The following is a 26,193-nucleotide window of genomic DNA, read 5'->3' as shown; positions in this document are numbered from 1 at the left end:
AGTGATACAGAAATACTTATTTTCGAAGATAATCTAAGGCAATCTTTTGGTAAATATCACTCATGACCAAAAATTGACTGAGTTCAACGTATTCATTCATTTTATGGGCGTTCTCCCAGTCACCAGCGCCGAGAACGACGATTGGAAATTGGTGCTCAGCTTTTCGATATTCAGAAGCATCCGTGGCACCGTGAATAACCTTTAAATCAACGTCACGTTTGAGCACAGAAGAAGAAACCGACTGTGCTAGGGTCACCAACGGATCTTCAGCGTCCGTTACAACCGGGTCAAAGGCATGATCAACGTTAAAGGAAAGGTCAACCCCAGGGGCAGAACTTAAACCACGAACAATCATGTTCAAACGTTTGATAACAGCGCCGTTACCAAATTCTGGTGTCGCACGGATATTACCTTGCAAAGTTGCGTGTCCAGGAATCGTATTAACTTGGTCACCACTATTGAAAACGGTAATACTATGAACTAATGGGCCAACTTCTTTACTTGGCTTAACGTCGTTAAAAAGATCAGCTTCGGCGTTAATAAACTTAACCATGTTGGTCAGCGCATTCACACCATTTTCGGGCATGGAGCTGTGAATCGGTTTGCCTTCGGAACTGACGGTGTAGTTCAGTGAGCCATTATGGGCATAAACGACGTCGCCACTAGTTGGTTCACCAATGATCATACCATCAACGTCGTCAATAACACCTTGTTCAGTTAGTTGTCTGGAGCCCATGGCGCCGTATTCTTCACCAACGGTCCCAATGAACCGAATTCGACCAGGTAGGGATTGGCCACTTTCCTTTAGCTCAACCAGGGTGATGATCATCGCGGCAACGCTGCCCTTCATGTCCGCACTACCACGTCCGTAAAGACGGTCACCGTGGATTTCAGCAGACAACGGATCGTGAGCCCAGTCAGATAAATTACCGAAGCTAACGGTGTCGAGGTGTCCAGCCAAGGCAAAAACTTTTGTGGATTTTGAGTCACCAATTTCCGCAACTAAGTTCGTTCGGCCGGTGGCAGTTTCAATCTGTTTTGCTGTAATGCCGTGATCCGATAACAATTGTTGTAGGTAATCTGCAACTCGCTGTTCATGATCATTTGCCGAGTCAATTTGTACTAAGTGCGTTAGGATATCAATTTTAGTCTGTTTATCCATGGGTGACCTCCGCTTTCTAATTTTGACATTACCTCTAGTATAGGCTTCTTTTGCGCGATTGTCCTGTTCGGGTGTTAGCGATGGTAGATAATCGGCGTAAATTCACAGTCTGTTTAACGATTAAAAATGAGCCGAACCCAAAATGCACACTAAAGGCCTGTATTGAAATCCTCAGTGTGCACTGTTGCGATTAAATTTAAAATGGTCGGCGTTTAAGCTTCAGAAGCACCAGTTGTTGCGTCCGCAGAAGTGTCATTTGATTGTGGTTCAGCCTTAGGTGTGGCAGGGGCTGCTTCGGTTTCAGAAGCGCCAGTCGTGGCATCCTGAGTTGAAGGGGCTTGCGCTTTAGTAGGCGTTGCTGTGGTTGAAGCACTGGTCGTGGCGTCCGCCCCAGATTGAGACGCGCTGCTCATGGCATCAAACGCACCATTTTCAAAGAAGCGAATAATCTGTTCCACGTTGCCGGTGAATTCCATCGTGCCGAGGTACGTGCCGTCAGTGTCTCGAACAGCATAGTACTGTGTGAAAACGGGATGGCCGTTCTTAACCATTGGTGCTGAGACAACGTCACGTGTTCCGTCTCTAAAACTTTGAATAATGCCTTGGACAATCGGCAGAACTTTAGCTGGATGAAATTGCGCCAAGGTTTGACCAAGCTGGTCGACGTGACGTTCATGTTCACGTTTTGGGTTATTAGAAAACCAAGCAAAGTGATCCGTTGCATCAATTAAATCAATTTCAAATGGCATGGTGCTAAAAATCTGTTGAATTTGAGTAAACGATAATGTTCCAGTTGGAAAATTGATATAGGCGTCTTTTACATAAGGTTCATCACGTGACATTGGCTCATCCTCCACAATCGCTAACTTAATAGTGTTTCTACTAGTATAACGCGAATGGGAGTGCTGGGCAAAGTCGCGATTAGCCGTAAATTCACATTCGCAAAAAACGGTATTAAAAATAACGTAACAAGATTTCAAATAAATCACTTGCCAAAAGGGAACGTATGTTTGTATAATTTAAAAAAGAAAGTAGCATCGAGGTGAGTAAGATGAACTATGAACATGAACCACATGGCGTCTTTTTCTTAATTGACAATAAGTCGTTTTATGCGAGTGTCGAGGCCGTTGCGAGGGGAATGAACCCACTTAAGGCCCGAATCGTTGTGATGAGTGAAGCTGATAATACCAATGGTGGTTTAGTTCTGGCAACTTCACCTGATGCTAAGAAGCGGTACCATCTTCAAGCCAACGTTTCAAGAGCTCGCGATGTGCCCCATGATCCACAGTTATCGGTGGTGCCACCACGGATGAATCTATATATTAAACGAAATTTGCAGATCAATGATATTTTTCGGCGCTTCGTGGCTGACGAAGATTTAATGCCATATTCAATCGATGAGTCGATCCTTGACTTAACCCATTCATGGCGCTTATTTGGCAATACACCAAAAGAGGTTGCCATGCGGATTCAACATACCGTTCGGCGGGAGTTGGGACTCTACACAACCGTTGGAATTGGTGATAATCCGGTTCAGGCTAAGTTAGCATTAGACTTATACGCTAAGCACGATCCGGATTTAATTAGTGAGATCCATTACGAGACAGTCCCTGAAAAAATTTGGCCAATTGAGCATTTAACTGATATCTGGGGCATCGGTCATCGAACTGAGGCCCATCTGCAACGTTTGGGTATCCATAATATGGGTGAGTTAGCCCACGTTGATCCGTATGAGTTAAAGGCCGAAATGGGCTTAATTGGACAGCAACTGTACGCTCTTGCTTGGGGCATCGATCGGTCCCAGTTGCGTCAGCGGCGTGGGCCCAAGAACGCTAGCCTAGGTAACTCCCAGGTGCTACCGCGCGATTACGTTAATCAAAACGAGATTGAAGTGGTCATCAAAGAAGTGGGTGAACAAGTGGCCTCCAGGTTGCGGCATCACCACCGCTTGGCTGCGTGTGTTTCGCTCAGTATCGGGTTTGCGTACGCTGCCACATCTGTTGATGGCCGCAGTGGCTTTCACCAAGAAATGCGGATCAGCCCAACGGACCAAAACAGTGAAATTGTCGCAGCAATCTTGAAATTATTTAACCAAAATTGGGCCGGGCAGGCAATTCGGAACGTTGCCGTCTATACGTCGCGTCTGAGTCCAGCTACCAGTCAACAACTGAACTTTTTTGAACCGACAGGCCAACAGGTTAGGCGAGCAGCAACTGATCACGTGGTGGACGGGATTCGGGATCGGTTTGGGTTCACCCAGCTCGTCTATGCGAATAGTTTGATGAGGGGTGGCACGGCCATTAATCGGGCGTCATTGGTTGGTGGTCATAATGGGGGTAACGCGTATGAATGAGGATTTACGCTACATTGAAGAGCGACTGGATGCCGGGTTCACTCGACGGATGCAGACGCGGTATCAGATAATGGTGACCAATGATCCATATGATCAAACGTTCAACTTCTTTTTAAATTCGCAACGGCGTAACCAATGGCAAAAGTCATTGCCGCTACATTCAGTGACAACGTATCGATTAGCGTATTTGGAGGCCCTGTTAGAACAACTACGTAAGCATACCCAGCTCACGTTTTTATTTGTTGGGTTCACTGGTCAACGGTGGCCCAGCAACCAACAATTCATTCAAAGGCGGCGATTAGGTGATGAGTAGACTACACCAGATTGATGACGACCAAGTGGTGCAACGCTTTTTTGATCATGATTATCGTGACCGAGGCATCGTTAAGTGGCAAGGGTTCTATTTATCTGATCACACTGCAGCACTAAAAAAGCAGGCTAAGCAGGAGGCCCAACGATACCCGGCTAAGCCTCATCAATCCCTCGCTGAAATTTCACGGCGGTTGAATCAGGCCTTCGCTAATCACCTTACCGTGAGCATTCAAATGGGAACGCGGGATGTAAATGGCCAATATCAGCCTGATTTAGTCGGTAAAGTGAGAGGGTATCAAGACGAGCTGATCTACTTAGATCAGCATGAAGTTGTCATGGAAAACATTCGCCACGTTGCCTTCATAGACGGTAACGGACATCAATCAAAAACAGCGCTTTAAGTTATCGAGTAGATGACTTAAAGCGCTGTTTTTAGTTGGCCCGTTCTTGCAACACCAGAAAGTGGGTGACTAAACGGTGATTACCGTTATCGGGCATAGTTGTTCGATTTGAAACAGTGAGTGAAAACGTTTACGAACTTTATTATAAACTATTCTAAAACTAAATCAACGGTATTTAAATTTAGTATAAAAATAAACCATTATTTTATAAATCACTATTGAAACAAGTAAGCCAACGTTGCCGTCACAGCCGCCTTAGCCGCGATTAGTAGACAATTTTCATTTCTGAAGTGGTGCGCTACGACTAAAAGCTGAAACGATTTGGGTAAAATAGCGAAGGTAACTCCAAGCACTGGAGATCCTTCGTTATTTTTGATTATGAATTACTAATCGGTCACCTTGACTATCAGTGCTGAACAGTACTGAAAAATTTCAGAACCTCGACCATTATTCAGGATCTGCGAGCGACTTGCCACTGGTGGTGTGTTTAAAGGCCTCGAAAGCATCATCAATGGCCTGATATTCAAGTTCATCTAGTGTGACGGTCAGAGCCTTCGCATTGGCGCTAACCTGTTCGGGTTTCTTGGCACCAGGAATCACAACTGAAATCAGTGGATTATGCAAGTACCATGCCAACACCGTTTGTGCAACCGTTGCATGATGAGCGTCTGCAATTGGTCGAACGTGATCTACGGCTTTTAAAATTGCACTATAACGTGGTTCTTGAAAATCTGCAATTTGACTGCGAATATCGTCAGCTGGAAAAGTAACGTCTTGAGTGTACTTACCTGTGAGCAAGCCACTGGCAAGTGGGAAGTATGGAACAAAACTAATGTTGTTTTCCTTTAGGTAGGGTAACATGTCCGCACCGTGATCTTGATGAAGTAGGCTGAATTCGTCTTCAACCACATCCAAGTAACCGTCTGCGTTGGCTTCTTTGATTTGGTCCAGGCTAAAGTTTGAAACACCGATGGCGCGAATCTTACCTTGTTCTCTTAGACGCTGTAAGGCACCAACCGCTTCTGCTTTAGGTGTGTCGTGGTCTGGAAAGTGCAGATAGTAAATATCAATGTAGTCAGTATTGAGGCGTTTTAAACTAGCCTCAACCTGTTGGGTAATAAAATCGGGATCGTTGCGAATGACTTGTTCACCAGTAGTAAAGTCTTGGGCGCCCTTAGTTGCAATCACTAAATCGTGGCGGTTGAAGTCTTTAATGGCTTGACCCACTAGTTCTTCAGAGTGACCCAGCCCGTAAACATAGGCGGTATCAAGTAACGTAATACCACTTTCAAGACCGGCTTTGACAAGCTGCAACCCATCTTGATCACTGAGATCAGGGAAGAGGTTGTAGCCACCCACGGCGTTCGTGCCAAGACCAAGTGGGACTGCGTTAACTTCTGATTTGCCAATTTGAACTGTATTCGACATGACGATTCCTCCTTGTAAGCGTTTGATTTAACACCCCTATTATACCCGGATTACCCGTTGAAAAGAAACCTCAAAATATTTTAGCACTCTACTTGCACGAGTGCTAAAAAGGTGGTATTATATAATTGTTGACGAGGATAGTAAGACTTTATAAGACGTATGTTTTATATAGCTAGCCTATCCGCCTTGACTGACTAAAACAACTAACTCAATAGCAATCAGCGGGGCATCGTCGACTAGACGGTGCCTTTGCGTTGCATTGGCATAAAAATAGGATGGGAGTGCATGTCTATGGCAAATCATTTTAACGATCCATTTTTCAACAACAATATGGATGATTTATTTAATCAAGTTTTTCGTCAGATGGGGAATGGCGAAACGGCCCGTTATGAAGTTAACGGACACGAATTAACGCCAGATGAATTCGCACAATACCGTGCAACTGGTAAGTTACCCGATCGTGAGCATGAAATCGAAGTGAATGATGCTGGCGACCACGCTGTTAAAAAGGGCGGTATTCTAGAAAAATTAGGTCGTAACTTAACCCAAGAAGCCAGAGATGGTCTGCTTGATCCAGTTATTGGCCGTGACAAAGAAATTCAAGAAACCGCCGAAATTTTGAGTCGACGGATTAAAAATAACCCAATTTTGGTTGGTGATGCCGGCGTTGGTAAAACGGCGGTTGTTGAAGGCTTAGCGCAAGCCATCGTTGATGGTAAGGTGCCTGAAACGGTGCAGGGTAAGGAAATTTATTCCATTGATTTATCCTCACTTGAAGCCGGAACGCAGTTGCGTGGTTCCTTCGAAGATAATATTAAGAACTTAGTGAAGGAAGTTAAAGCAGCTGGTAACGTCATCTTGTTCTTTGATGAAATTCACCAGATTTTAGGTATCGGATCAACCGGTGGCGAAGACGGCGGTAAGGGCTTAGCTGATATTATTAAGCCAGCGCTTTCGCGTGGTGATATTACTGTGATTGGTGCGACGACACAAGACGAGTACCGTAACACGATTTTGAAAGATACGGCGCTGGCACGTCGATTTAACGATGTTGTCATTAACGAACCAACACCTGAGACCACTTTGGCCATTTTGAAAGGTATCAAAGCGTTATACGAAAAGCACCACCACGTTACGTTACCGGATGATGTTTTAAAGGCAGCTGTCGATTATTCGGTTCAATACATGCCTCAACGAACCTTGCCAGATAAGGCAATTGACCTGTTGGATATGACGGCAGCACACTTAGCTGCCAGTCACTCAGGCACGGATGAAACTAGTCTGAAGGAGCAACTGAAGGCTGCTAAGCAGGAAAAGGAGACGGCTGCGAAAGCCGAAAACTTTGAAAAAGCGGCTCAGGCTAAAAAGCAGGTTGAACAGCTGGAAGAGAAGTTGAAGCAAACCAATGACCAGACCGCAACTGAAGTCGTTGCAACACCAAACGACGTTGCAGAATCCGTTGAACGTTTGACTGGCATTCCCGTTGCTAAAATGGGCAGTAACGACATTGAACGACTCAAGGGTATTGCCGATCGGTTAAAGTCAAAGGTGATTGGACAAGACGAAGCCGTTGATATGGTTGCACGGGCAATCCGTCGTAACCGTGCCGGTTTTGATGAAGGTAATCGGCCAATTGGCAGTTTCTTATTTGTCGGTCCAACCGGGGTCGGTAAAACGGAATTGGCTAAACAATTAGCGAAAGACATGTTTGGCAACAAAGACGCGATTATCCGCTTAGATATGAGTGAATATAGTGATCGAACTGCCGTTTCTAAGTTAATTGGAACCAGTGCTGGTTACGTTGGTTACGAAGATAACGGTAACACGTTGACTGAACAAGTTCGTCGTAACCCATACTCAATTGTGTTACTCGATGAAATTGAAAAGGCCAATCCACAAGTCTTGACGTTATTGTTACAGGTGATGGACGATGGCCGATTAACGGACGGTCAAGGTAATGTGGTTAACTTTAAGAACACGATTATCATTGCAACCTCTAACGCCGGCTTTGGTAACGAAGCGTTGACTGGTGATCAGGCGGCTGATAAGAAGTTGTCAGAGCGTTTGGCACCATACTTCAGACCAGAATTCTTAAACCGGTTTAATGGTATTGTCGAATTCAGTCACCTCGATAAGGATGATTTAAGCCAAATCGTTGACCTATTGTTAAGCGACGTCAACACGACCTTAGCTAAGAAAGGGATTACTTTAACGGTCTCCGATGACGCTAAGAACTGGTTGATGGAAGAAGGTTACGATGAAGCAATGGGTGCTCGACCACTCCGCCGGGTTATTGAGCAGCAAATTCGTGACAAGGTCACTGATTTTTACCTCGATCACTTGGACGTGACTGAACTTCAGGCTACTTTGGTAGATGATCAGATTCAAATTAGCGAACGGGTTACGCAAACAGCTTAATGATTTGAAAAGCGTCAGTTTCCGATATTCTCGGAGGCTGGCGCTTTTTTGTGATGGTGGGAAGTTGGTAAATGCGGTTTTACCGTTGGTGATTTATGTGACCGTTGTCAGTTTATCATCGGTCCCTCTATACGTTGTAGTTTGCTTAACTTGGGAAAATTGCTTTGTAATTAGTCACCATTTTGTAACGAAAACGCCCCTAGTCGGAGTAGTAGTGGGACTAACAAAGTGTCAAATATAACAATGTGTAGGGTAAAATACTTGCGTCTGCGAGCATGAATCTGTACTCTAAAATAAATAAGTGAGCGCTTACATTGAAGGAGGAACTAGCATGAAAGTTGTTGTAGTTGGTGGCGTGGCAGGCGGACCGTCGTTTGCAACGCGTTTTCGACGGTTAAATGAGCAAAATGAGATTATCTTGTTTGAACGCGGGGCACATATTTCCTTTGCTAGTTGTGCATTACCGTATTATTTGGGGGATGTCATCACGGATCGGGAATCACTGATCGAGCGAACGCCAGCAACTTTAAAACGTAAAAATAATATTGACGTCCGGGTGCGAAATGAAGTTACGGCAATCGACCCGCAACGCCAAATTTTACAAGTGACCAACGCAGTTTCTGGTGAAGCGTATGAGGAAAGCTATGATCGGCTAGTGCTGTCAACGGGGGCTCGGCCGGTTTGGCCGGATATTGCCGGACTGGCGGATGCCACCAATAAATTTGTGTTGCGGAGTATGTCAGATGGCGATTATATCAAAGATTATATGTTAGAAAATCAGCCCAAGACCGTCACCATTTTAGGTGCTGGCGCTGCCGGTGTTGAACTCGCTGAAAACTTGCAGGGTGGCGGGATGCAAGTGACGTTGATTGATCGTGAAAAACAGGTATTAGCCCCCTATGATCATGAATTAGCACCATTTTTAACGACTGAATTGACTAAGCATGGGATTAAGGTGTTGCTTGAAACTAACGTGACAGAAGTGACACAGCAGGGTCAAGTGGTTAAGCTCGATGATGGTAGTGAGGTCAACACGGATATGTTGATTGTCGTAACGGGCGTCCAACCTAATAATGAACTGGCTGCCAGCGCGGGCATTGCACTTGCTGATGATGGTCATATCATTGTGGATGATCAGCTCGCAACTAATGTCCCAAACATCTATGCCATCGGTGATGTGATTGAAACGACGAGCAGAATCACGGGCTTACCAATTCCAAGTATGTTATCAAGTGCTGCTAACCGACAGGGACACCTCTTAGCCGATATTTTGAACGGTGAGTCACTGAAGTATCCTGGTTTTACCGGCGTAAGCGCAGTGAAAGTTTATGACTTAACCGCTAGCATGGTAGGGTATACGGAACAGTCGTTACAAGCAGCTGGAATTACCGACTATGAGTCGCTATTCATTACCCCGTTTGACCATGCTTATTTTTACCCCAATGCTAAACGGTTAAACATTAAACTCATTTATGTCCCAAGCACCGGTAAAATTCTTGGTGGCCAATTTGTCGGTGAGAATGGTGTGGATAAACGAGCTGGTGAACTTTCGGCTGCGATTGCAGGTGGCTTGACCATTAACGATTTGCCTGGCATTGAATTACCATATTCGCCACCATATTCTGCGCCGAGAGACCCACTTAACATGGCAGGGTATGTTGGCATCAATCAACGTAACCAGGCCGAAACGACAGTGAGTTATGGTGACTTAACCGATTCTGACAGGGAAAACGGTGTCTTTCTTGATATTCGCGAATCTGGGCGGCAGGCTTCGGGATCCTTAAAACCAGACGTGGTGATTCCGCTGACAACGCTGCGGGATCTGCTTGATGAACTACCGAAAGACCGAACAATCTATATTTTGTATCGAAAGGGGCTTGGGCCATACAATGCCACTCGAATTCTGGCGGGTAATGGCTTCAGTGTTAAGATTGTGACAGAAAAATAAGGTTACTTAATGGGCCAAAAAAGCAGTTACTACTGAGTTAATTTAACTCAACAGTAACTGCTTTTTGATGTTTGCTACAGGTTATTTAAGAAATTTTGAAAAGCTCTTAACCAGCCGGCAACCCAATCTGAATGGGCCGTTAAAATTGCCCAGAATAGGGCGAAGATAAACATTAAAACGACCATGATCAGGTGTAATTTACGCTGACGCATAACGATTGCAATGTATTCACGCATGATGGCGTTCGGCAAGAAGAACCGGGCCGTTCTAGAACCAATGCCAGAGGCTTTGAGGTGAGCGGCCTTCGCAAACATTGCGGCTCGGAAGGTGTGGTAGTTATTGGTGACAAAGATAGTTTTTGGTTTGTTAACGCCTGATGCATCAATGATTTTCTTGGAAAAAGCCATGTTTTCCAGTGTGTTCCGTGAGGCCGATTCAGCCACTGCGTCTGATTCAGCAACGCCATGTGAAACGGCGTAACGACGCATAGCTTCACCCTCGGGGACAGTTTCGTCGCCACCTTGACCACCGGATAAAATAATAGTTGGTGTTTTGCCGTTTTTTTGCCGTTGTTTCTGATAAAACTGGATGCCTTTATCAATTCGTTGCGCCAGTAATGGTGTGACCTGATCACCATTCATCAGTCCAGCGCCCAGCACAATGATGAAGTCCTTGTTGTGTCGGGGCCAGTAAGCTTGATACAACACTAACACAGTGAGGTAGTTATAAAACCAAAAGATGGCATACAACACACATAGGCCTGGAAAAGTGATCAATAACGCCGCCCAAAAAGTTGGTAAATGTTGATTGATCAAACTGACGACAAACGGCATGATGACAATCAAAATACCTAAGTAAAGTGTCAGAGAATTAGCAAGCGAATGACTTTCTCGGCGCCAAACAATGGCGGCATTCCAAAGCAGTAAGATCGCCTGAAGCGAAAAAATCGCAGCAATACAGAAGAGTAAAAATAAAAACAAAAAGCCGACTGGGAAAATAATAGCATTGTTGCCGGAGGCGATGATGGTCAACCCAACGTCCGCCCAGAAGGTATAGAAGAACAGGCTAAACCAAATGCCGTTACGTAACCACGTTCGGTCATACCAGTAGCTCAAATTAAAAATAATAAAAAAGATGCCGGCCATTAACCAGCCGATTTGTAGGTAAAACAGATAATCGCCTTGCAAGATCGCTCCCCCTTTTGATATTTGCTTAATTATAGCGTAATTTTATAACAGAAAAAATGGTCAAACAATTTTAGTCATGTCTTATAGAAGTTAATTTTCATGATGTTGGTGAATTGGAAAAAACTTTTTAGAAACTGTTGACAGAAGTTGAAAAAGTGATTATAGTTAGCATCATTAAATATCGATGAGAAATTGCTGAGACGATTTAAGGAGTCGGAAATAAGAGGTTTTCAGAGAGCGTCAGGGACTGCGATGACGTAACGTCTTATTTTTCAAAAGTTAAGTCCGAGCAAGATCACTTGTAAAGAGTGATTAGGGTGCGCCCAATATAGCGCCAACGTTATGCCGAGTCGACCGGCCGTACGTGAGTGGTTGTGCAGTTGCACAACAAAAAAGGTGGTACCGCGCTTAAGCGTCCTTTTAGAAAGTGAAAACTTTCTAAAAGGACGCTTTTTTCTTGGCCGAGAAAAAAGCGGTAGCGGGCCTCTCATCGATATGAAATAAAAATTTTAAGCGTTATGGCGATTGGGTGCGACGACTTCAATTAATCGTTAAACATTTTTCGCCACACGCGCTACTAGGAGGAATAGCAATGAGCACACATAAAGGAATGATCGTCATCGTAAGTATCGCAATGGGGATGATGAGTGCCTTATTAGGTGGCTGCGCGTCGACCGTTGTCGGTGGAGCCGGCAATGCCAGTAAAACGCTCAGCGTAACTATTCCCGGCGAGCCGATGACCGTTGACCCGAACAAGTCAATTGAAACTAATGGGGCCGCAGTGATTGATCAGATTAGCGAAGGGATTTACCGTCGCAACGCAGATAATAAAATTGTGCCGGGGGTTGTAGAGAAAATCGTTAAGCCAACAGAAAACGGCACAAAGTACACGTTTACAATCAAAAAGAATGCCAAGTGGCAAAATGGTAAAGCTATCACCTCACAGGATTTTGTAACGTCGATGCAACGCAACGCAGATCCAGCAACTAAGTCACAAGCAACAACCGATACCCAGTACATTGAAAATTTTGATGCCGTTAATAGTGGCAAGATGGACAAGAGTAAGCTTGGGGTTCATGCCGTTAACGACCGAACCTTCTACATCAAGTTGTCTCGACCAGTACCTTACATGAACTATGAATTCGTCAGATACCGGCCACTGAATACAGCAGCCGTTAAAAAATATGGTAGCAAGTACGGTTCAAGTTCAGCGACAACGGTTGCAAATGGTGCTTACGTCATGAAAGGCTGGACTGGTTCCAACGATTCATGGCACTACGTCAAAAACCCATACTATTGGGATGCCAAGAACGTTAAGATTTCAAACATTGATGTTCAAGTCGTTAAGGATGATAACACCGCGCAAAACTTGTTTAAGAGCGGAACCGTTCAACTGACAAGTATCAGTGGTCAGTACGTTAAGGCCAATGCCAATAATAAGGAAGAAGTTGTTTCTAAGAACGGTCGAAATAACTATATCTACTTCAATTCAAAACATACGACGACTGCCAACGAAAACTTCCGCAAGGCCGTCAGCATGGTAATCGATCGTAAGACACTTGCCAACAATGTGTTGCAAGATGGCTCAACGGCATCAACGAACATTGTGCCAAAAGATTATGCCAAGAACCCAACTAACGGTAAGGATTTTGTTGACGAAGTTGGTGATCTTGCGCCAACTGATGTCACAAAGGCCAAAGCATACTGGGCTAAGGCACAAAAAGAAATCGGTAAACAAAAAGTATCAATTGATTTCTTGGTAGATGATGTTGACACCGAAAAGAAGGTTGCTGAATACGTTCAAGGAACAGTTGAGAAGAACCTGAAGGGTGTCACCGTCAACATCGTGTCAGTGCCACACGCTACTCACGTTTCACGCGACTTCACCACTGATTTTGATATCACAACTGTTGGTTGGGGTCCAGATTATCCAGATGCTCAAAACTTCTTGGACGGTATGCAGAGCAGTAACTCCATCAACTTTGCTAAAACCAAGGACGCTCAGTACGATGCCTTGATGGCAAAGGTCAACGAAACAACCAAGTACACCGCAGCGCAACGTTACGAATTTGAAAAGCAGGCCGACAAGCGGTTGATGTCAATTACCGCAGTTGCACCAACGTTCCAAACTGCACAAGCCCACTTGGTCAACAGCAAAGTTGGCGGTCTGAAGTGGGATACCCTGTCAGGGGCATCAGGTCAACTACAATACGCTTATTGGAAATAAAAAATAGCCAGCACATTCAGGAAAGGTGGTGAGGATCATGTCATATCAGTTAGTCAGCACAGCAGATGATGGTCCGTTACAGTTATTAACGCTTTATAATAGAAGGAGAAATTATTATGACAAAAATCAACTATACCAACGCAGCAATCTACAACCATGACGCCCAAGACTTTGAAGCTAACCACTATGTTGTCGTCGATACGCAAACAGGTAAGGTCATTGAAACTGGTGAAGGAAACGTTAGCAACGCCGTTCAAGTTGACGAAACTGTCGATATGAAAGGCAAGTATGTGATGCCAGGCATCATGAACGCCCATACACATATTACGAGCATTCCAACGTACTGGTGGCACGATGGTGAAGAAGATCGTCATTCAGATTCGCGTGAATTTAACACGATGTACGCGATCCAAAACATGAAAGATGCCATTGATAACGGGATTACATATATTCGTAACGTTGGTGCAGCGTATGACATTGACATTGAAATTAAAAAAATGCAAGAAAAGGGTATGATCAAAGGCCCGAAAGTGATGACTTCAGGGCGTGCCTTTACCATGACTGGGGGGCATGGTTCTGGCAGTGGACATGAAGTAGACGGCGTCGACGAAATTGTCAAAGGCGTACGGACCGCCATGAAGAAAGGCGTCGACAATATTAAACTCATGGTGACTGGTGGTGTCCTTAAAAACGGTGAAACACCGGATGATATTCAATTCAATGAAGATGAAGTCCGTGCCGCCGTTGTTGAGGCACACCACAAGGGCAAAACTGTTGCAGCCCACGTTCAAGGGGCAGAAGGTGTTAAGGAGGCCGCTCGTGCCGGTGTCGACACTGTAGAACACGCCTTTAACATTGATGACGAGACCATCAAAATTTTCAGAGAACACGGCACAACAGTTGTACCAACGATGAATGCCATGTACGCCATTTATAAATACGGTGAAAAAACAGTTCCAGAATGGGCACGCCGAAAGGTAATCGTTAACATTGAAAAACACTTTGCTAGCATCACGAAAGCCGCTGCTGCGGGGATTCCAATCGCAATGGGGACGGATGCTGGGACACCTTACAATGGATTCCAAAGCGAAAGTGCATACGAGATCCAACTATACGTTGATAAGGCCGGCATGACACCTGCACAGGCAATCGACACAGCTACCATTAACTGCGCCCGTGCCATGCACGTTGATCAAGAATACGGCGAAATTGCGGTAGGCAAGTACGCCGACTTCATTGCCATGACTGAAAATCCAATGGATGATATCTCAGTCATTCAACGTGAAAAAGACGTTTATCAAAATGGCGTTAACGTGCACCGAGCAGTGACCCAAGTTGAAGCTAGTGCACAAACTGAAACGGAAATGGAGGCGGTTGGTCGCTAGACAATGAATTGAACCAAGCTTAATCATGCAGTAATCCTAATTTTCACACACACTCCTGTAAAAATACACCAGCGTACTGATCAGTTTTTCCCGGCTGACTGGTACGCTGGTTTTGGTGTTGGTCGTTTTTGAGATGAATACAGCGTGACGCAAAAAATCGTGGCTTCCAGAAAATGGAAGCCACGATTTAATCATTTAACGGGACTTTAACTGTCCCACGCGGGTTATTCAGTTAAAAAACAATGCTAAGGCCTGCGACTACGGCACCCGTTACCATAGCGGTTAACCGAAGTTTACGATAAAAGTTAAAACTCAAATTAACATCCCCTGATCTATATGTATTACTCGTAGTATACGACCGTGTGGCAATTGTTTCAAGTGATAAATGAGAAAATAATGATAAAACTTTTAATGTTTTAGGGAGCCATTAAGTTACGTGCAACAGGTAGGCGGGCCGGACTAGTTCTGTTAGAATGAGGGTAGTCTAGACAGTTAATTGGAGGAGAGTAAATATGATTGCAGGAATTATCGTTGCAGTAGTCGTTGTTATCTTGATTATTGCTTATATCAGCGCGTATAACGGTTTGATCAAGGGCCGGACCTACGTTCAAGAATCATGGAGCCAAATTGACGTCCAATTGAAGCGTCGTAATGATTTGATCCCTAATTTGATTGAAACGGTGAAGGGGTACAGCCACTATGAACAAAGTACCCTTGAAAAGGTCGTTGGTCTCCGTAACCAGTTGGTGAACGGTTCGGAGAGTGACCATCAAGCAACGATGGCCGTTTCAGATCAGCTGAGTAATTCATTAAAGAGTATCTTTGCCGTAGCGGAAGCTTATCCGGACCTAAAGGCCGATCAAGAATACACGAAGTTAATGGAAGAGTTAACTAACACTGAGAATAAATTGGCGTACTCCCGTCAACTTTATAACTCTAGTGTAGCCAGCTTTAATTTGAAAATTCAGTCGTTTCCAAGTAACATCGTGGCCTCGATTCACCACTTCAAGTTAAGCGAATATCTGCAAGTGCCTGAGGAAGAAAAAGCGGCGCCAAAAGTTTCGTTTGATAAATAAGTGCAGGTGACGGTGGATGTTATATGAGCAGATTGCACAAAATAAACGACGAACCGTCTACGTTTTAACTGGTTTTGTCCTGTTGGTGCTGGCAGTTGGTGCCGCAATTGGCTATGTTTTTTGGAATAGTTATTGGGCAGGCCTTGCATTAGCGGTGGTTTTTGCAGGTGTGTACGCCATGATTATGATTGGCAATTCAACCAATATTGTGATGTCAATGAACCATGGTCGTGAAATTACGGCTGCGGAACAGGCGCCTGAATTATGGCACATTGTTGAAGATATGGCACTTGTTGCTAGAGTCCCAATGCCACGGGTGTTCATTATTGATGATCCTAGCCCAAATGCTTTTGCGACTGGCAATAACCCAGAGCATGCGGCAGTGGCAGCCACAACTGGTATTTTGGAACGGCTTAACCGAGAAGAACTCGAAGGCGTCATGGGTCACGAGATGACCCACGTGCGTAATTACGATATTCGGCTACAAACCATTGCGTTAGCTTTAGCTGCTGCGGTTACCGGGTTAGTAAACTTGGCCTCCAATTATTTTTGGTGGGGCGGTGGTCGTCGACGCAGTAATGACAACGATGGGAGCGGTCCGCTACAGATTATCATGATGGTGGTATCCATTGTCTTGGTCATTTTAGGGCCGATTGCGGCCACGATTGCTCAAATGGCACTGTCTCGTAACCGGGAGTATTTAGCGGATGCTGGGAGTGTTGAATTGACCCGTAATCCACAAGGGCTGATTTCAGCATTGGAGAAGATTTCAACCGCTGACCCAATGAAGGCGGCTGATCCAAGCAGTGCGTCACTGTATATCTCAGATCCCTTTAAAAAGAAACGGTCGTTAACGCATTTATTTGATACGCACCCGCCGATGGATGAGCGCATCGCACGATTGGAAAAAATGTAGTTTGAGCAGTTAAACTTAAAATCGCATCAAGAACGCTAAACAACGTTCTTGATGCGATTTTTTTAGACGCTATTGGCGTTCAAATTGAATGCTTAGGAACGCTCTTGAAAGGTTAGCTGGGTACTGAGTACTGATTAAAAAAACGTGGTTCAGCGAATTGTATTTTCGGCCTAAACGGGTAGAATAAAAGTACAACAATGGGGGTGTTCAAAATGAATAAGCAAGATCCGATTAAATTAGTGGGTTGGATTATTTGGTGGGTCGAAACCGTTTTAATGGTAGGCGGTATGGGCTTAACTTGGTTTGGCTCTGCCATGATGAGTGGCATGGGCGGCATGATGGGCCATCAGTGGTTTGGTGGTTCGATGATGTCTGGCAGCTCATGGCTGTTTGGCTTAGGCATGTTAGCTGGAGGCTTTTGGTTACTCTGGCGAGTTGTCATCCAAATCGTGGCGTATATTGCAATTCGACATCTGGATGATCGAACTAATTTAACTTGGCCGGTGTTATTGATTGTTTTGACATTTCTCGGCGGCTTTTTGTACTTGATCCCAGGTATTTGGGGCATTATCACGTATTACCAAGAACCTAGACAGAATTAAACGATAGCAAGTCAGTAATTATTAGAATAGTTTAAACTATTTCAATAATTTCCGATTTGCTTTTTTATTTGATTAAAAAATGTTAAGATAATAACAGCTTGATGAAGCAAATATTAAAAAATGAGGTGTTTTTTTCATGACTCGAAAAATTGGTGTTATTGGAATGGGTAATGTTGGCGCAACCGCAGCCCATTATATTGTGGCAAATGGCTTTGCCGATGACTTAGTTTTAATTGATATTCGCGAAGACAAAGTCAAAGCGGACGCACTTGATTTCCAAGATGCAATGCCTAACCTACCAGTACATACAAACATTACGGTGAACGACTACTCAGCTTTAGCTGATGCCGATGTCATTATTTCAGCCGTTGGTAACATTAAGTTACAGGATAATGCTAACGATGACCGTTTTGCTGAATTACCATTTACAAGTAAGGCCGCTCGTGAAGTGGGCCAACAGATTAAAGCTTCTGGCTTCCACGGTAAGATGGTGGTTATTACCAACCCAGTTGATGTGATTACTTCTATCTATCAACAAGTCACTGGCTTACCTAAGAACCACGTTGTGGGTACGGGGACGTTACTTGATTCAGCTCGTATGAAGCGTGCCGTAGCGGATGAATTAAATATTGATTCACGTTCGGTTCTTGGTTATAACTTAGGCGAACACGGTAACTCACAATTTACCGCATGGTCGACTGTTCGAGTTTTAGGCAAACCAATTACTGAAATTGCCGAAAAGAAAGGCCTCGATTTGGATGATCTTGACCATGTTGCCCGTGTTGGTGGTCACACAGTGTTCCATGGTAAGAAGTACACGAACTACGGTGTTGCTACCGCAGCTGTCCGTTTAGCGAACGTTATTTTAAGTGGTTCAGAAACTGAATTACCAGTTTCAAACTACCGTGAAGAATATGGGACTTACCTCTCATATCCAGCCATCGTTGGTCGTGACGGGGTTCAGGAACAGTTGCAGCTTGATTTAACTGAAGAGGAACTCAAGAAGCTTCAGATTTCAGCTGACTACATCAAGACTAAGTTTGCTGAAAGTCAGGAATAACATCAATTAATTACGAAACCGGCCATTGTGCCGGTTTTTTTGTTGGATTGAGGATTAACGCTTTGCTTGATGATTGAATTTAGATGCTGACATTGCCGTCTCCAGTTACCAGAAATCGGGGGCGGCGTTGCCGTGGGGTCGGTCCGAGCCAGAGTGCGGTCTCGAACCTCGAATTCAAGCCTCGCTAAAAATCGTGCGAGTCTTCAATTCGACCCTGACTGGTATAACCCACCAGTCATTTCACGGCAAGCCCCCGATTTCTGGTAACTTCCGACTACGCGTGATTAAGAAATTAAATGTGGTTATTAAGTCAGTGATACGTATGACAAATTGAATTTTTTGCAATCAGTCTATTATCGTTGATTAGGTTTGGCGCCGACTTTAATTCAATTTAACTAATTAGCACAAGTTAAAAATTATGGTCGATTTGAAGCCGAGCGCCAGCGGTGGTTTTGCACCTGTGGTGGCGGTGATATCAGGTGGTATTCCTGATATCACGGGACGACATTTGAGACTCACAATGGTTCTCGGTGAGGCTCAAATGCGAGGGACGAGACCGCTCTTTGGCTCGTCCCGGTCCCCACTTCAGGTGCAAACCACCGCTGGCCGGAGGCAAGCAGTGAAACGTTTTTTAAGTGGCAAAATCGACAAATAAGCCGGCCATAATTCTGAAACAAGGTTGACCTTAAAGTCACAGTAGGTGCAAACTTATTTCAGACCTGATATACTTGTTATTTGTCGATTAAAAAATTACGTGGAGGTATGAATATATGTCAACTAAAGTGAAACGCGCCATCTTCATTTTAATTCTCAGTGAGTTTTTGGTTTGTCTCGGGATTGGGTTAGTCATACCCGTTATGCCGTTTTTAAAAACCGAACTCCATCTATCAGCTTTTGATATGGGAATTATGACATCACTATTTGCCTTTGCGCAGTTTATCACCTCGCCAATTATTGGTCGTATCTCAGACCGAGTTGGTCGTAAGCCGATTTTGGCGATTGGCTTGGCACTCTACGCGGTTTCAGAAGTGTTATTTGCGCTAACAAATTACTTAGCCATGTTTGATATTTCCCGGGTTATTGGCGGTATTTCAGCCGCAATGGTAACACCCACAGGGATGGCGTTAGCGGCTGATATCACAACCAAACGGCAACGAGCTAAAGTGATTGGCTGGTTGTCAGCAGCGTTTAGTGGTGGGTTGATTTTAGGCCCCGGTATCGGTGGTATTTTAGCAGGGATTAACTATAAAGCACCATTCTGGATTGCTGGTGCGTTAGGCTTATTAAGTACGATTGCACTCTTAACGATGCTACCCAAGGATGATGATATTGAGCAACCGAATCACGATGTGGCTCAGATGCAACATGACATTAGTACGATGAAGGGTGATTGGCACGATTTGTTGATCAAACCCGTGATTTTACTATTTGTGCTGATTTTAGTTTCATCCTTTGGCCTCCAAGGATTTGAAAGTATCTACAGTTTGTTTGTGAACGAAGTTTTCCACTTTAGTATTGGCAACATTGCGTTAGTTTTGACCTTAAATGGTTTAATTTCGCTGTTCTTCCAAGTGATGCTATTCGATCGATTAGTCGTTCGCTTACACGAGACCAAGTTAATACGGTACTGTTTCTTTCTCGCCTTCGCGGGAACCATTTGGATCATCTTTGCTCATTCTAAGATTGAAGTCATTATTGCGACACTGTTTGTTTTCACTGCGTTTGACCTACTTCGGCCAGCAATCACAACGCTGCTAACCAAGTTAAGTGCAAAGAACCAAGGCTTGATCAATGGGTTAAACATGTCACTGACCAGCGTTGGGAACGTGATTGGGCCGCTGATGTCAGGTGCCTTGCTTGATATGAATACGCACTACCCATACGTTGTTGTGTCGGTTTTCTTAGCAGCCTCGTATTTGTTGACCTTTGCTGTTAAAATTAAGGCACACCACATCGCGTAATGGAGGGTATTTTGAAGAAATCAGAAATCGCAAGTCAGTTTATCGCCCAGCATTTAAACCAGTTCCAATGTCCGGTGTGTGGCGCTGAGATGGTGTCAGTTGTTGATCAAACCATTTATTGTGATCAGGGGCACACCTTTGATATTGCCAAGAAGGGGACCCTCTTTTTGATTAATGCGCCGGTTAAAACCGAGTACACTGATGAGATGCTTAAGTATCGTCAACAGGTCTTGACGGCCGGCTTTTTCGAGCCAATGTTGACGGAAGTTTACCGTCACATTAAGCACGGTGGCCTTGTTCTTGATGCAGGCTGCGGTGAGGGCACTACTACGAAGTGGCTTGCCAGTCAAAATCGTAATGACCACTATGTCGGATTAGATATCTCGAAGCCCGCAATTAATATTGCTGGTTCTGGTTTGCTGAACGACCCCCAACCGCTGTTTATGGTGGGTGATTTGGCTAAATTGCCGTTTGGTGATCAACAGGTCACGTCAATCGTAAACATCCTCTCACCAGCTAATTACCAAGAATTTGACCGTGTTATTCAGCCTGGTGGTCGTTTGATCAAAGTCATTCCAAATAGTGACTATTTAAAAGAATTACGGGCTTTAGTTTATCCAGAAGGACAACATGCTACCTACGATAATTCACCAGTTAAACAGCACTTTATTGAACATTATGGCGAAGTAGCCTTCACTTCAGTACGTCAATCGTTCCACTTAACGCCAGCGCTGTTTCGCGCTTTGTTTGAAATGACGCCGTTAACTTGGCAGGCCGCCGACCGTAAAGCGGCCATCCTTGAAGAGGGACTAACTGAGATTACCGCTGACTTTGAAGTTGGCGTTGTGAACTTTTAAGACGTTATTATTAAGAGGTATGAATAAAGCCATTACACCAGAGTGAACGCTGGGGTAATGGCTTTTTACAAAAAGTGAGCTAAAAACTCGGTTAGGTCCCAGAAAATAAGCAAATGCCCCCGTAAATTCCTGATTCTGGAATTTGCGGGGGCATCTGCTTATATGGCCGGAACCTAAGTTTTATCACAGGTTTAGACTAGATAATAGTTTAAAAGTTAATTGTGAATTTTAACTCGTTTGGTATTACGAAATGAGTTCGATATTTACCAACCTAGATTTTTGCCTGACGTTCAAAGGGTTCCTTAATGGTGCGTGATGTAAATATAAAGTGTTGAAGTTGAGTAACCCAGATCAAAATCAATGTGATTTGAACGAATCGTGCTGGTTGTGGTTTGGTTACTGTTCTTCTTGTTGGCTTTATTTTTAAAGCCGTTTAAAACGGTTTTGGTGTTAGCCCCAACACTGTTGGTTAAGACGGCTAATTCAGTCATGAACGACTTGGCTGCTTTCGTTGATTTCAACGCAGATGTTGGTACCATCAACGTGAGTCCAATTACGTTGCCATGGTCGATGTTACCGCGAACCGTTGCAGTTGACGTCTTTTTTAAATTATAAATTCCCGTTTTACCGGTTGCAGTGATCGTTTGGTCAGCCACTTGAGCCTTTGCCTTTTTTAGGGCAGGTGCCAATTTAGCTTGAGCCTGCTGTAATTTAGCAGCGCTTGCCTTGAGCTGGGTGGCTTTTTGTGTTTCAGCGGTAATCGTCGCCGTTGCTGACGTGTCACCAGCCTTCAACTTAGCTTCTGCTGATTTCATTGCCGTCGTAATTTGAGCTTGCTGTTGCTTGAGCTTAGCTGCTTGAGCCTGTAATTGGGTCACAGCAGTTTGATTTTTTTTGGAAAGTGCCGTGACCATTAAAACTTGATTATACGCAGTTTTAAAATCGGTGTACGACTTAATAGCTGGACTCTTTTTAACAACTGTCGTCACGTGTTGACTACCAGCACTAATTTTGACACGTTGTTGATAAGGCTTTGCGGGTAAGGTAATGGCATAGCCACCACCGTTAACAGTCTGAGTTTTAGCTTTTGCGCCGTTTACTTGATAGGTCACCTTTTTTTGGTTGCTGTGGCCTTTAACGATAGCGGTCATACCACTTGGAGAATAGGTTTTATGCGCTACCGTGAGACTGGCTTTGCCACAGCCTACTAACACGAGGCTAAGTAGGGTGGCCGATACGATTAAACTGATTTTCTTATGCATAGCGTCCTCCTAGCCAAATGATACGCCGTCAGCGAATTGACTGTTGTAAAGATCGGCATAAAAGCCACCCTTGTCCAGCAATTCATTATGTGTACCCGTTTCAACAATTGAACCGTGATTCATCACGATGATGTTATCAGCATTTTGAATGGTCGATAGTCGGTGAGCCACCACGAAACTGGTTCGGTTTTTCAACAACTCGCTCATGGCGTGTTGGATCTGAACTTCGGTCCGAGTATCAACCGAACTGGTTGCTTCATCTAAAATCAAAATTTCAGGGTTAGCAACAAAGGCCCGCGCAATGGTGACCAATTGTCGTTGTCCTTGAGAAATATTAGAAGCATCTTCGTTCAAAATCGTGTCGTAACCATCAGGCAACTTGCGAACGAATTCATCAACGTGAGCAGCTTGAGCGGCAGCAATAATTTCGTCATGGGAGGCATCTTCACGACCATACTTAATGTTATCAAAGATGGTGCCTGTAAATAACCAGGTGTCTTGTAGCACCATCGCGAAGTGCGACCGCAGCGTTTCGCGATCCAAATCACGGGTGTCTTGACCATTTAGTAAGATTGCACCGCCCTTAACATCGTAAAAGCGTTCCAACAGATTAATAATGGTCGTTTTCCCAGCACCAGTTGGCCCGACAATGGCGACTTGTTGGCCTGATTTAACGGCAAGGTTATAGTCGGTCATTAAGAGGTCATTATCGTTATAGCCAAATTTTACGTGGGATAACTCCAACAAGTTGTCGGTCTTGACTGCTGGTCGATCCTGCTTGGTGTCGGGCATGTCAGTTTCGTCAAGCACTTCAAAAACCCGTTCAGCGGAGGCAATCGTGGACTGGATGGTGTTCATCAAGTTGGCCAGTTGTGAGATGGGTTGTGAGAACTGGTTGGTATATTGTAAGAAGGCCTGAACGTTCCCAAGGGTAACGGTCCCATTGGCCACCGAAATACCACCGATAATGGCAACGAACACGTAACCGATGTTATTTAAAAACATCATTAATGGCATGATAACACCAGAAATGAATTGGGCTTTCCAGGCAGCTTGATAGTAGTTCTTGTTTTGTTCTTCGAAGTCTTCAATCGTATCGGCTTCTTTATTGAAACTCTTTAACACTTGTTGGCCGGTATAGTTTTCTTCGACTTGATCGTTCATTAACCCCAGACTCTTTTGTTGTGCTGCGAAGAATTTTTGGGAGCGGGGGGCAACGATGCCCACAATAATTAAACTAAGTGGGATCGTGACCAGTGCAATCAAAGTCAATTTCCAACTGATTGTCAGCATCATCCAAAGTGTCCCAATGAAGGTGACGGTACTCGTAACGGCTTGGGTTAAGCTTTGCTGAAGCGTATTGGCAATGTTATCCATATCATTAATGGCACGACTCATAATGTCACCATTACTATGGGTGTCGTAGTACTTAATTGGGACGACACGCATTTTTTGCTTCATTTTTTTACGTAAACGGTAGACGGTGTTTTGTGAAATCAGCGTCATGATCCATTGCTGTAAGAAACTGAAAACGCCTGAAGCAAGGTACATCACACCCACAATAATAATAATGTGGACGATTTTGTCATAATTGATGGGGAGGTGCGCAATATTGAACCCAGCCTTTTGTTGAGACTGACCTTTCATCACACCCTTAAAGATTTCAGTCGTTGCTTGACCTAAAATCTTTGGGGTTCTGATTTGAAAGACAACACTAGCAATCGCAAAAATCATCACGAAAATCAGGCCAACGACCCGATCGGACATATAGCTCATTAACCGCTTAGTGGTTTGCCAGAAGTTTTTGGGCTTTTCAACGACACCCTGAAAACCGCCGTGACCGCCACGACCGGGGCCACCAGCAGGACGAGAATTACGTTCTTTTTCAGCCATTAGTCGTTATCCCCCTTCCGAATTTGCGAGTTAATAATTTGTTGATAAACTTCATTGTTTGCTTGAAGTTCGGCGTGAGTGCCTTTACCAACCAAATGACCGTTATCCAAAACTAAAATAAGGTCGGCATCGGCAACAGTTGCGATTCGCTGGGCTACGATGACGGTGATACTTTGTTGAATATGTGGATCTTGGCGCAAAGCAGCTCTTAAATCAGCATCAGTTTTGAAGTCGAGAGCTGAGAATGAATCATCAAAGACGTAGACGGCAGATTGCTTAACCAGTGCACGCGCAATCGCAAGTCGTTGCCGTTGACCGCCTGAGAAGTTACCCCCACCTTGTTCGACATGGAGATCTAAGCCCTCGGGTTCGGCTTCGACAAAGTCTCGTGCTCGTGCGATTTCCAAGGCATGCCAAATTTCATCGTCGGTCGCATCAGGCTTACCGTACTTCATATTTTCCCGCAACGTTCCCGTGAAGAGGGTCGCTTTTTGTGGTACTAGGGAAATGGCATCACGTAGGCCAGCGAGAGATAGCTTGGTGATATCGGTACCATCCAATTTAATCTGACCCTTTTCAATATCATAGAAACGTGGAATTAAGTTGATCAGGGACGTTTTACCCGAACCAGTCCCACCGATAATTGCAACAGTTTGACCACTCTGAGCACTGAAGTCGATGTCGGTCAGAGCTGGTTGTTCAGCGTTTCGATAACGATAAGTGACGTGCTCGAAACTGAGTGAGTGGTGCGTGTCTGCGGATAATGTCTCGGGATTATCAGCGATGGTCATCGTTGATCTAAGATTGAAGACGGCCTGAATTCGTTTGGCTGACGCTTGTGCACGTGGGATGAAAATGAGGACCATTGAAAGCATCATAAAACTCATTAAAATCTGAACGGCGTACGTCATAAAGGCAATCAAATTACCCACTTGCATGGCTTGGCTGCCAATTAATTTAGCACCAAAAAAGATAATGGCAACGTTTGTGCCGCTCATGACCAGCGTCATGACGGGAAGTGCCAGCGCCATGATCGTGTTAACGTTGATGGCGTTTTTTGTGTAGTCAACGTTAGCGTCTTCAAACCGATCTTGTTCAAACTGATCTTGACGGAAGGCCCGAATGACACGGACGCCAGTTAATCCCTCACGAAAGATCCGGTTGATCCGGTCGGTTTTAGTTTGCATCGCTTGGAATAATGGCATGGCAAACTTTAACATGATGCCCATAAAAATAGCTAATAGTGGCAGTGAGACCACGAACACAAGCGTTAAAGTGTGATCTTTGCTGTAAGCTAAGAAGCTAGCACCAATTAACATAATTGGCGCCATAATCATCATCCGCAACATCATGATGGCTACGTTTTGAATTTGGACCACATCATTGGTTGTTCGAGTAATGAGGGATGAGGTTTCAATCTGGTTATATTCATCAGTTGAAAAGCCCATCACTTTGCGATAAATATCGCTTCTTAGATTTTGACCTAGTTTTTGTGAGGTTCTTGCAGCGAGGAAAACGTTGCAAATCGCTGCGCAGATACTAAGCAGTGAAAAGCCGATCATTTTCATGCCGACTTTCCAAATGTAACTAATATTCCCAGTTGCAACCCCGTTATTAACGATATCTGACGTTAAGCTTGGGAGGTTTAGGTTGGCAATCACCTGAACGATCATGAATAGTATGGCGCCGATGACAGCGAGGTACGAGACACGACCCTTGGCAATTTTTAACATTGCAAAATCCCC

The 26,193-nt window shown here is 44.5% G+C and carries 20 protein-coding genes; 13 read left to right on the top strand and 7 right to left on the bottom strand.

Annotated elements, in window-relative coordinates:
* Positions 1-16: 16 nt before the first annotated feature.
* Both FD04_RS08995 and FD04_RS08990 read right to left on the bottom strand, forming a co-directional pair.
* Positions 17-1,162: an ArgE/DapE family deacylase gene (locus tag FD04_RS08995; RefSeq protein WP_054700274.1), complete on the bottom strand. Its 1,146-nt coding sequence runs from the start codon at positions 1,160-1,162 to the stop codon at positions 17-19.
* Between the two features lie 212 nt (positions 1,163-1,374).
* The gene (locus FD04_RS08990) at positions 1,375-2,004 is read right to left on the bottom strand and encodes a PAS domain-containing protein (RefSeq protein WP_054700276.1); all 630 of its coding nucleotides are present in this window, start codon (positions 2,002-2,004) and stop codon (positions 1,375-1,377) included.
* A 209-nt stretch (positions 2,005-2,213) separates the two neighbouring features.
* Here FD04_RS08990 and FD04_RS08985 point away from each other — a divergent pair, with 209 nt between their 5' ends.
* The 3 genes from FD04_RS08985 to FD04_RS08975 are packed head-to-tail and all read left to right on the top strand — an operon-like array spanning position 2,214 to position 4,228.
* On the top strand, positions 2,214-3,515 hold the full coding sequence (locus FD04_RS08985; RefSeq protein ID WP_056948387.1) for a Y-family DNA polymerase: 1,302 nt from the start codon (positions 2,214-2,216) through the stop codon (positions 3,513-3,515).
* Positions 3,508-3,828: a hypothetical protein gene (locus tag FD04_RS08980; RefSeq protein WP_054700278.1), complete on the top strand. Its 321-nt coding sequence runs from the start codon at positions 3,508-3,510 to the stop codon at positions 3,826-3,828. Before FD04_RS08985 ends, FD04_RS08980 begins: the two co-directional genes overlap by 8 nt.
* Positions 3,821-4,228, top strand: a complete 408-nt coding sequence (locus tag FD04_RS08975; RefSeq protein ID WP_054700279.1) for a hypothetical protein — start codon at positions 3,821-3,823, stop codon at positions 4,226-4,228. The genes FD04_RS08980 and FD04_RS08975 overlap by 8 nt, the downstream gene beginning before the upstream one ends.
* Before the next feature lie 447 nt (positions 4,229-4,675).
* On the opposite strand, the gene FD04_RS08970 is transcribed toward FD04_RS08975, so the two are convergent.
* On the bottom strand, positions 4,676-5,656 hold the full coding sequence (locus tag FD04_RS08970; RefSeq protein WP_054700281.1) for an aldo/keto reductase: 981 nt from the start codon (positions 5,654-5,656) through the stop codon (positions 4,676-4,678).
* A 291-nt stretch (positions 5,657-5,947) separates the two neighbouring features.
* Here FD04_RS08970 and FD04_RS08965 point away from each other — a divergent pair, with 291 nt between their 5' ends.
* Together FD04_RS08965 and FD04_RS08960 are read left to right on the top strand one after the other, a co-directional pair.
* The gene (locus tag FD04_RS08965; protein WP_054700283.1) at positions 5,948-8,074 is read left to right on the top strand and encodes an ATP-dependent Clp protease ATP-binding subunit; all 2,127 of its coding nucleotides are present in this window, start codon (positions 5,948-5,950) and stop codon (positions 8,072-8,074) included.
* A 331-nt stretch (positions 8,075-8,405) separates the two neighbouring features.
* Positions 8,406-10,022 carry an FAD-dependent oxidoreductase gene (locus FD04_RS08960; protein WP_056948385.1) on the top strand — a complete coding sequence of 539 codons (1,617 nt, stop codon included), beginning with the start codon at positions 8,406-8,408 and terminating at the stop codon, positions 10,020-10,022.
* A gap of 74 nt (positions 10,023-10,096) precedes the next feature.
* On the opposite strand, the gene FD04_RS08955 is transcribed toward FD04_RS08960, so the two are convergent.
* Entirely contained in the window at positions 10,097-11,209 is a 1,113-nt protein-coding gene (locus FD04_RS08955; protein ID WP_235805680.1) for a YdcF family protein, read from the bottom strand.
* 592 nt (positions 11,210-11,801) lie between these two features.
* On the opposite strand from FD04_RS08955, the gene FD04_RS08950 reads away from it, so the two are divergent.
* The 8 genes from FD04_RS08950 (at position 11,802) to FD04_RS08915 (ending at position 21,293) form a co-directional block, all read left to right on the top strand.
* Positions 11,802-13,436 (top strand): peptide ABC transporter substrate-binding protein, encoded by a 1,635-nt coding sequence (locus FD04_RS08950; RefSeq protein WP_056948383.1) that lies wholly within the window; start codon positions 11,802-11,804, stop codon positions 13,434-13,436.
* Positions 13,437-13,552: 116 nt separating this feature from the next.
* Complete coding sequence (locus FD04_RS08945; RefSeq protein WP_056948381.1) at positions 13,553-14,821, top strand: metal-dependent hydrolase family protein; 1,269 nt, start codon at positions 13,553-13,555, stop codon at positions 14,819-14,821.
* Positions 14,822-15,333: 512 nt separating this feature from the next.
* Positions 15,334-15,897: a LemA family protein gene (locus FD04_RS08940; RefSeq protein ID WP_054700287.1), complete on the top strand. Its 564-nt coding sequence runs from the start codon at positions 15,334-15,336 to the stop codon at positions 15,895-15,897.
* 16 nt (positions 15,898-15,913) lie between these two features.
* A complete protein-coding gene (htpX, locus tag FD04_RS08935) occupies positions 15,914-16,813 on the top strand; it encodes a zinc metalloprotease HtpX (RefSeq protein WP_056948380.1) in 900 nt (299 codons plus the stop codon).
* Positions 16,814-17,025: 212 nt separating this feature from the next.
* Positions 17,026-17,415, top strand: a complete 390-nt coding sequence (locus FD04_RS08930; RefSeq protein WP_054700291.1) for a hypothetical protein — start codon at positions 17,026-17,028, stop codon at positions 17,413-17,415.
* Positions 17,416-17,551: 136 nt separating this feature from the next.
* The gene (locus FD04_RS08925) at positions 17,552-18,475 is read left to right on the top strand and encodes an L-lactate dehydrogenase (protein ID WP_054700293.1); all 924 of its coding nucleotides are present in this window, start codon (positions 17,552-17,554) and stop codon (positions 18,473-18,475) included.
* Between the two features lie 770 nt (positions 18,476-19,245).
* Positions 19,246-20,436, top strand: a complete 1,191-nt coding sequence (locus FD04_RS08920) for an MFS transporter (protein ID WP_054700296.1) — start codon at positions 19,246-19,248, stop codon at positions 20,434-20,436.
* Positions 20,437-20,447: 11 nt separating this feature from the next.
* Positions 20,448-21,293, top strand: coding sequence for a methyltransferase domain-containing protein (locus FD04_RS08915; protein ID WP_056948378.1), 846 nt, complete (start codon positions 20,448-20,450; stop codon positions 21,291-21,293).
* A 302-nt stretch (positions 21,294-21,595) separates the two neighbouring features.
* Here FD04_RS08915 and FD04_RS08910 read toward each other — a convergent pair whose 3' ends face one another.
* Genes FD04_RS08910 through FD04_RS08900 form a run of 3 tightly spaced genes read right to left on the bottom strand, consistent with a single transcriptional unit; the run spans position 21,596 to position 26,181 of the window.
* A complete protein-coding gene (locus tag FD04_RS08910; protein WP_056948376.1) occupies positions 21,596-22,555 on the bottom strand; it encodes a hypothetical protein in 960 nt (319 codons plus the stop codon).
* 9 nt (positions 22,556-22,564) lie between these two features.
* On the bottom strand, positions 22,565-24,448 hold the full coding sequence (locus FD04_RS08905; protein ID WP_056948374.1) for an ABC transporter ATP-binding protein: 1,884 nt from the start codon (positions 24,446-24,448) through the stop codon (positions 22,565-22,567).
* Entirely contained in the window at positions 24,448-26,181 is a 1,734-nt protein-coding gene (locus tag FD04_RS08900; protein ID WP_056948371.1) for an ABC transporter ATP-binding protein, read from the bottom strand. The genes FD04_RS08905 and FD04_RS08900 overlap by 1 nt, the downstream gene beginning before the upstream one ends.
* Between the last annotated feature and the right edge of the window lie 12 nt (positions 26,182-26,193).

Origin of the sequence: Secundilactobacillus odoratitofui DSM 19909 = JCM 15043 (genome assembly GCF_001434895.1) — a bacterium.
GTDB classification, from domain to species: domain Bacteria; phylum Bacillota; class Bacilli; order Lactobacillales; family Lactobacillaceae; genus Secundilactobacillus; species Secundilactobacillus odoratitofui.
The sequence above is the reverse complement of the archived record's forward strand: the minus strand, read 5'-3'. Positions and strand labels throughout refer to the sequence as shown.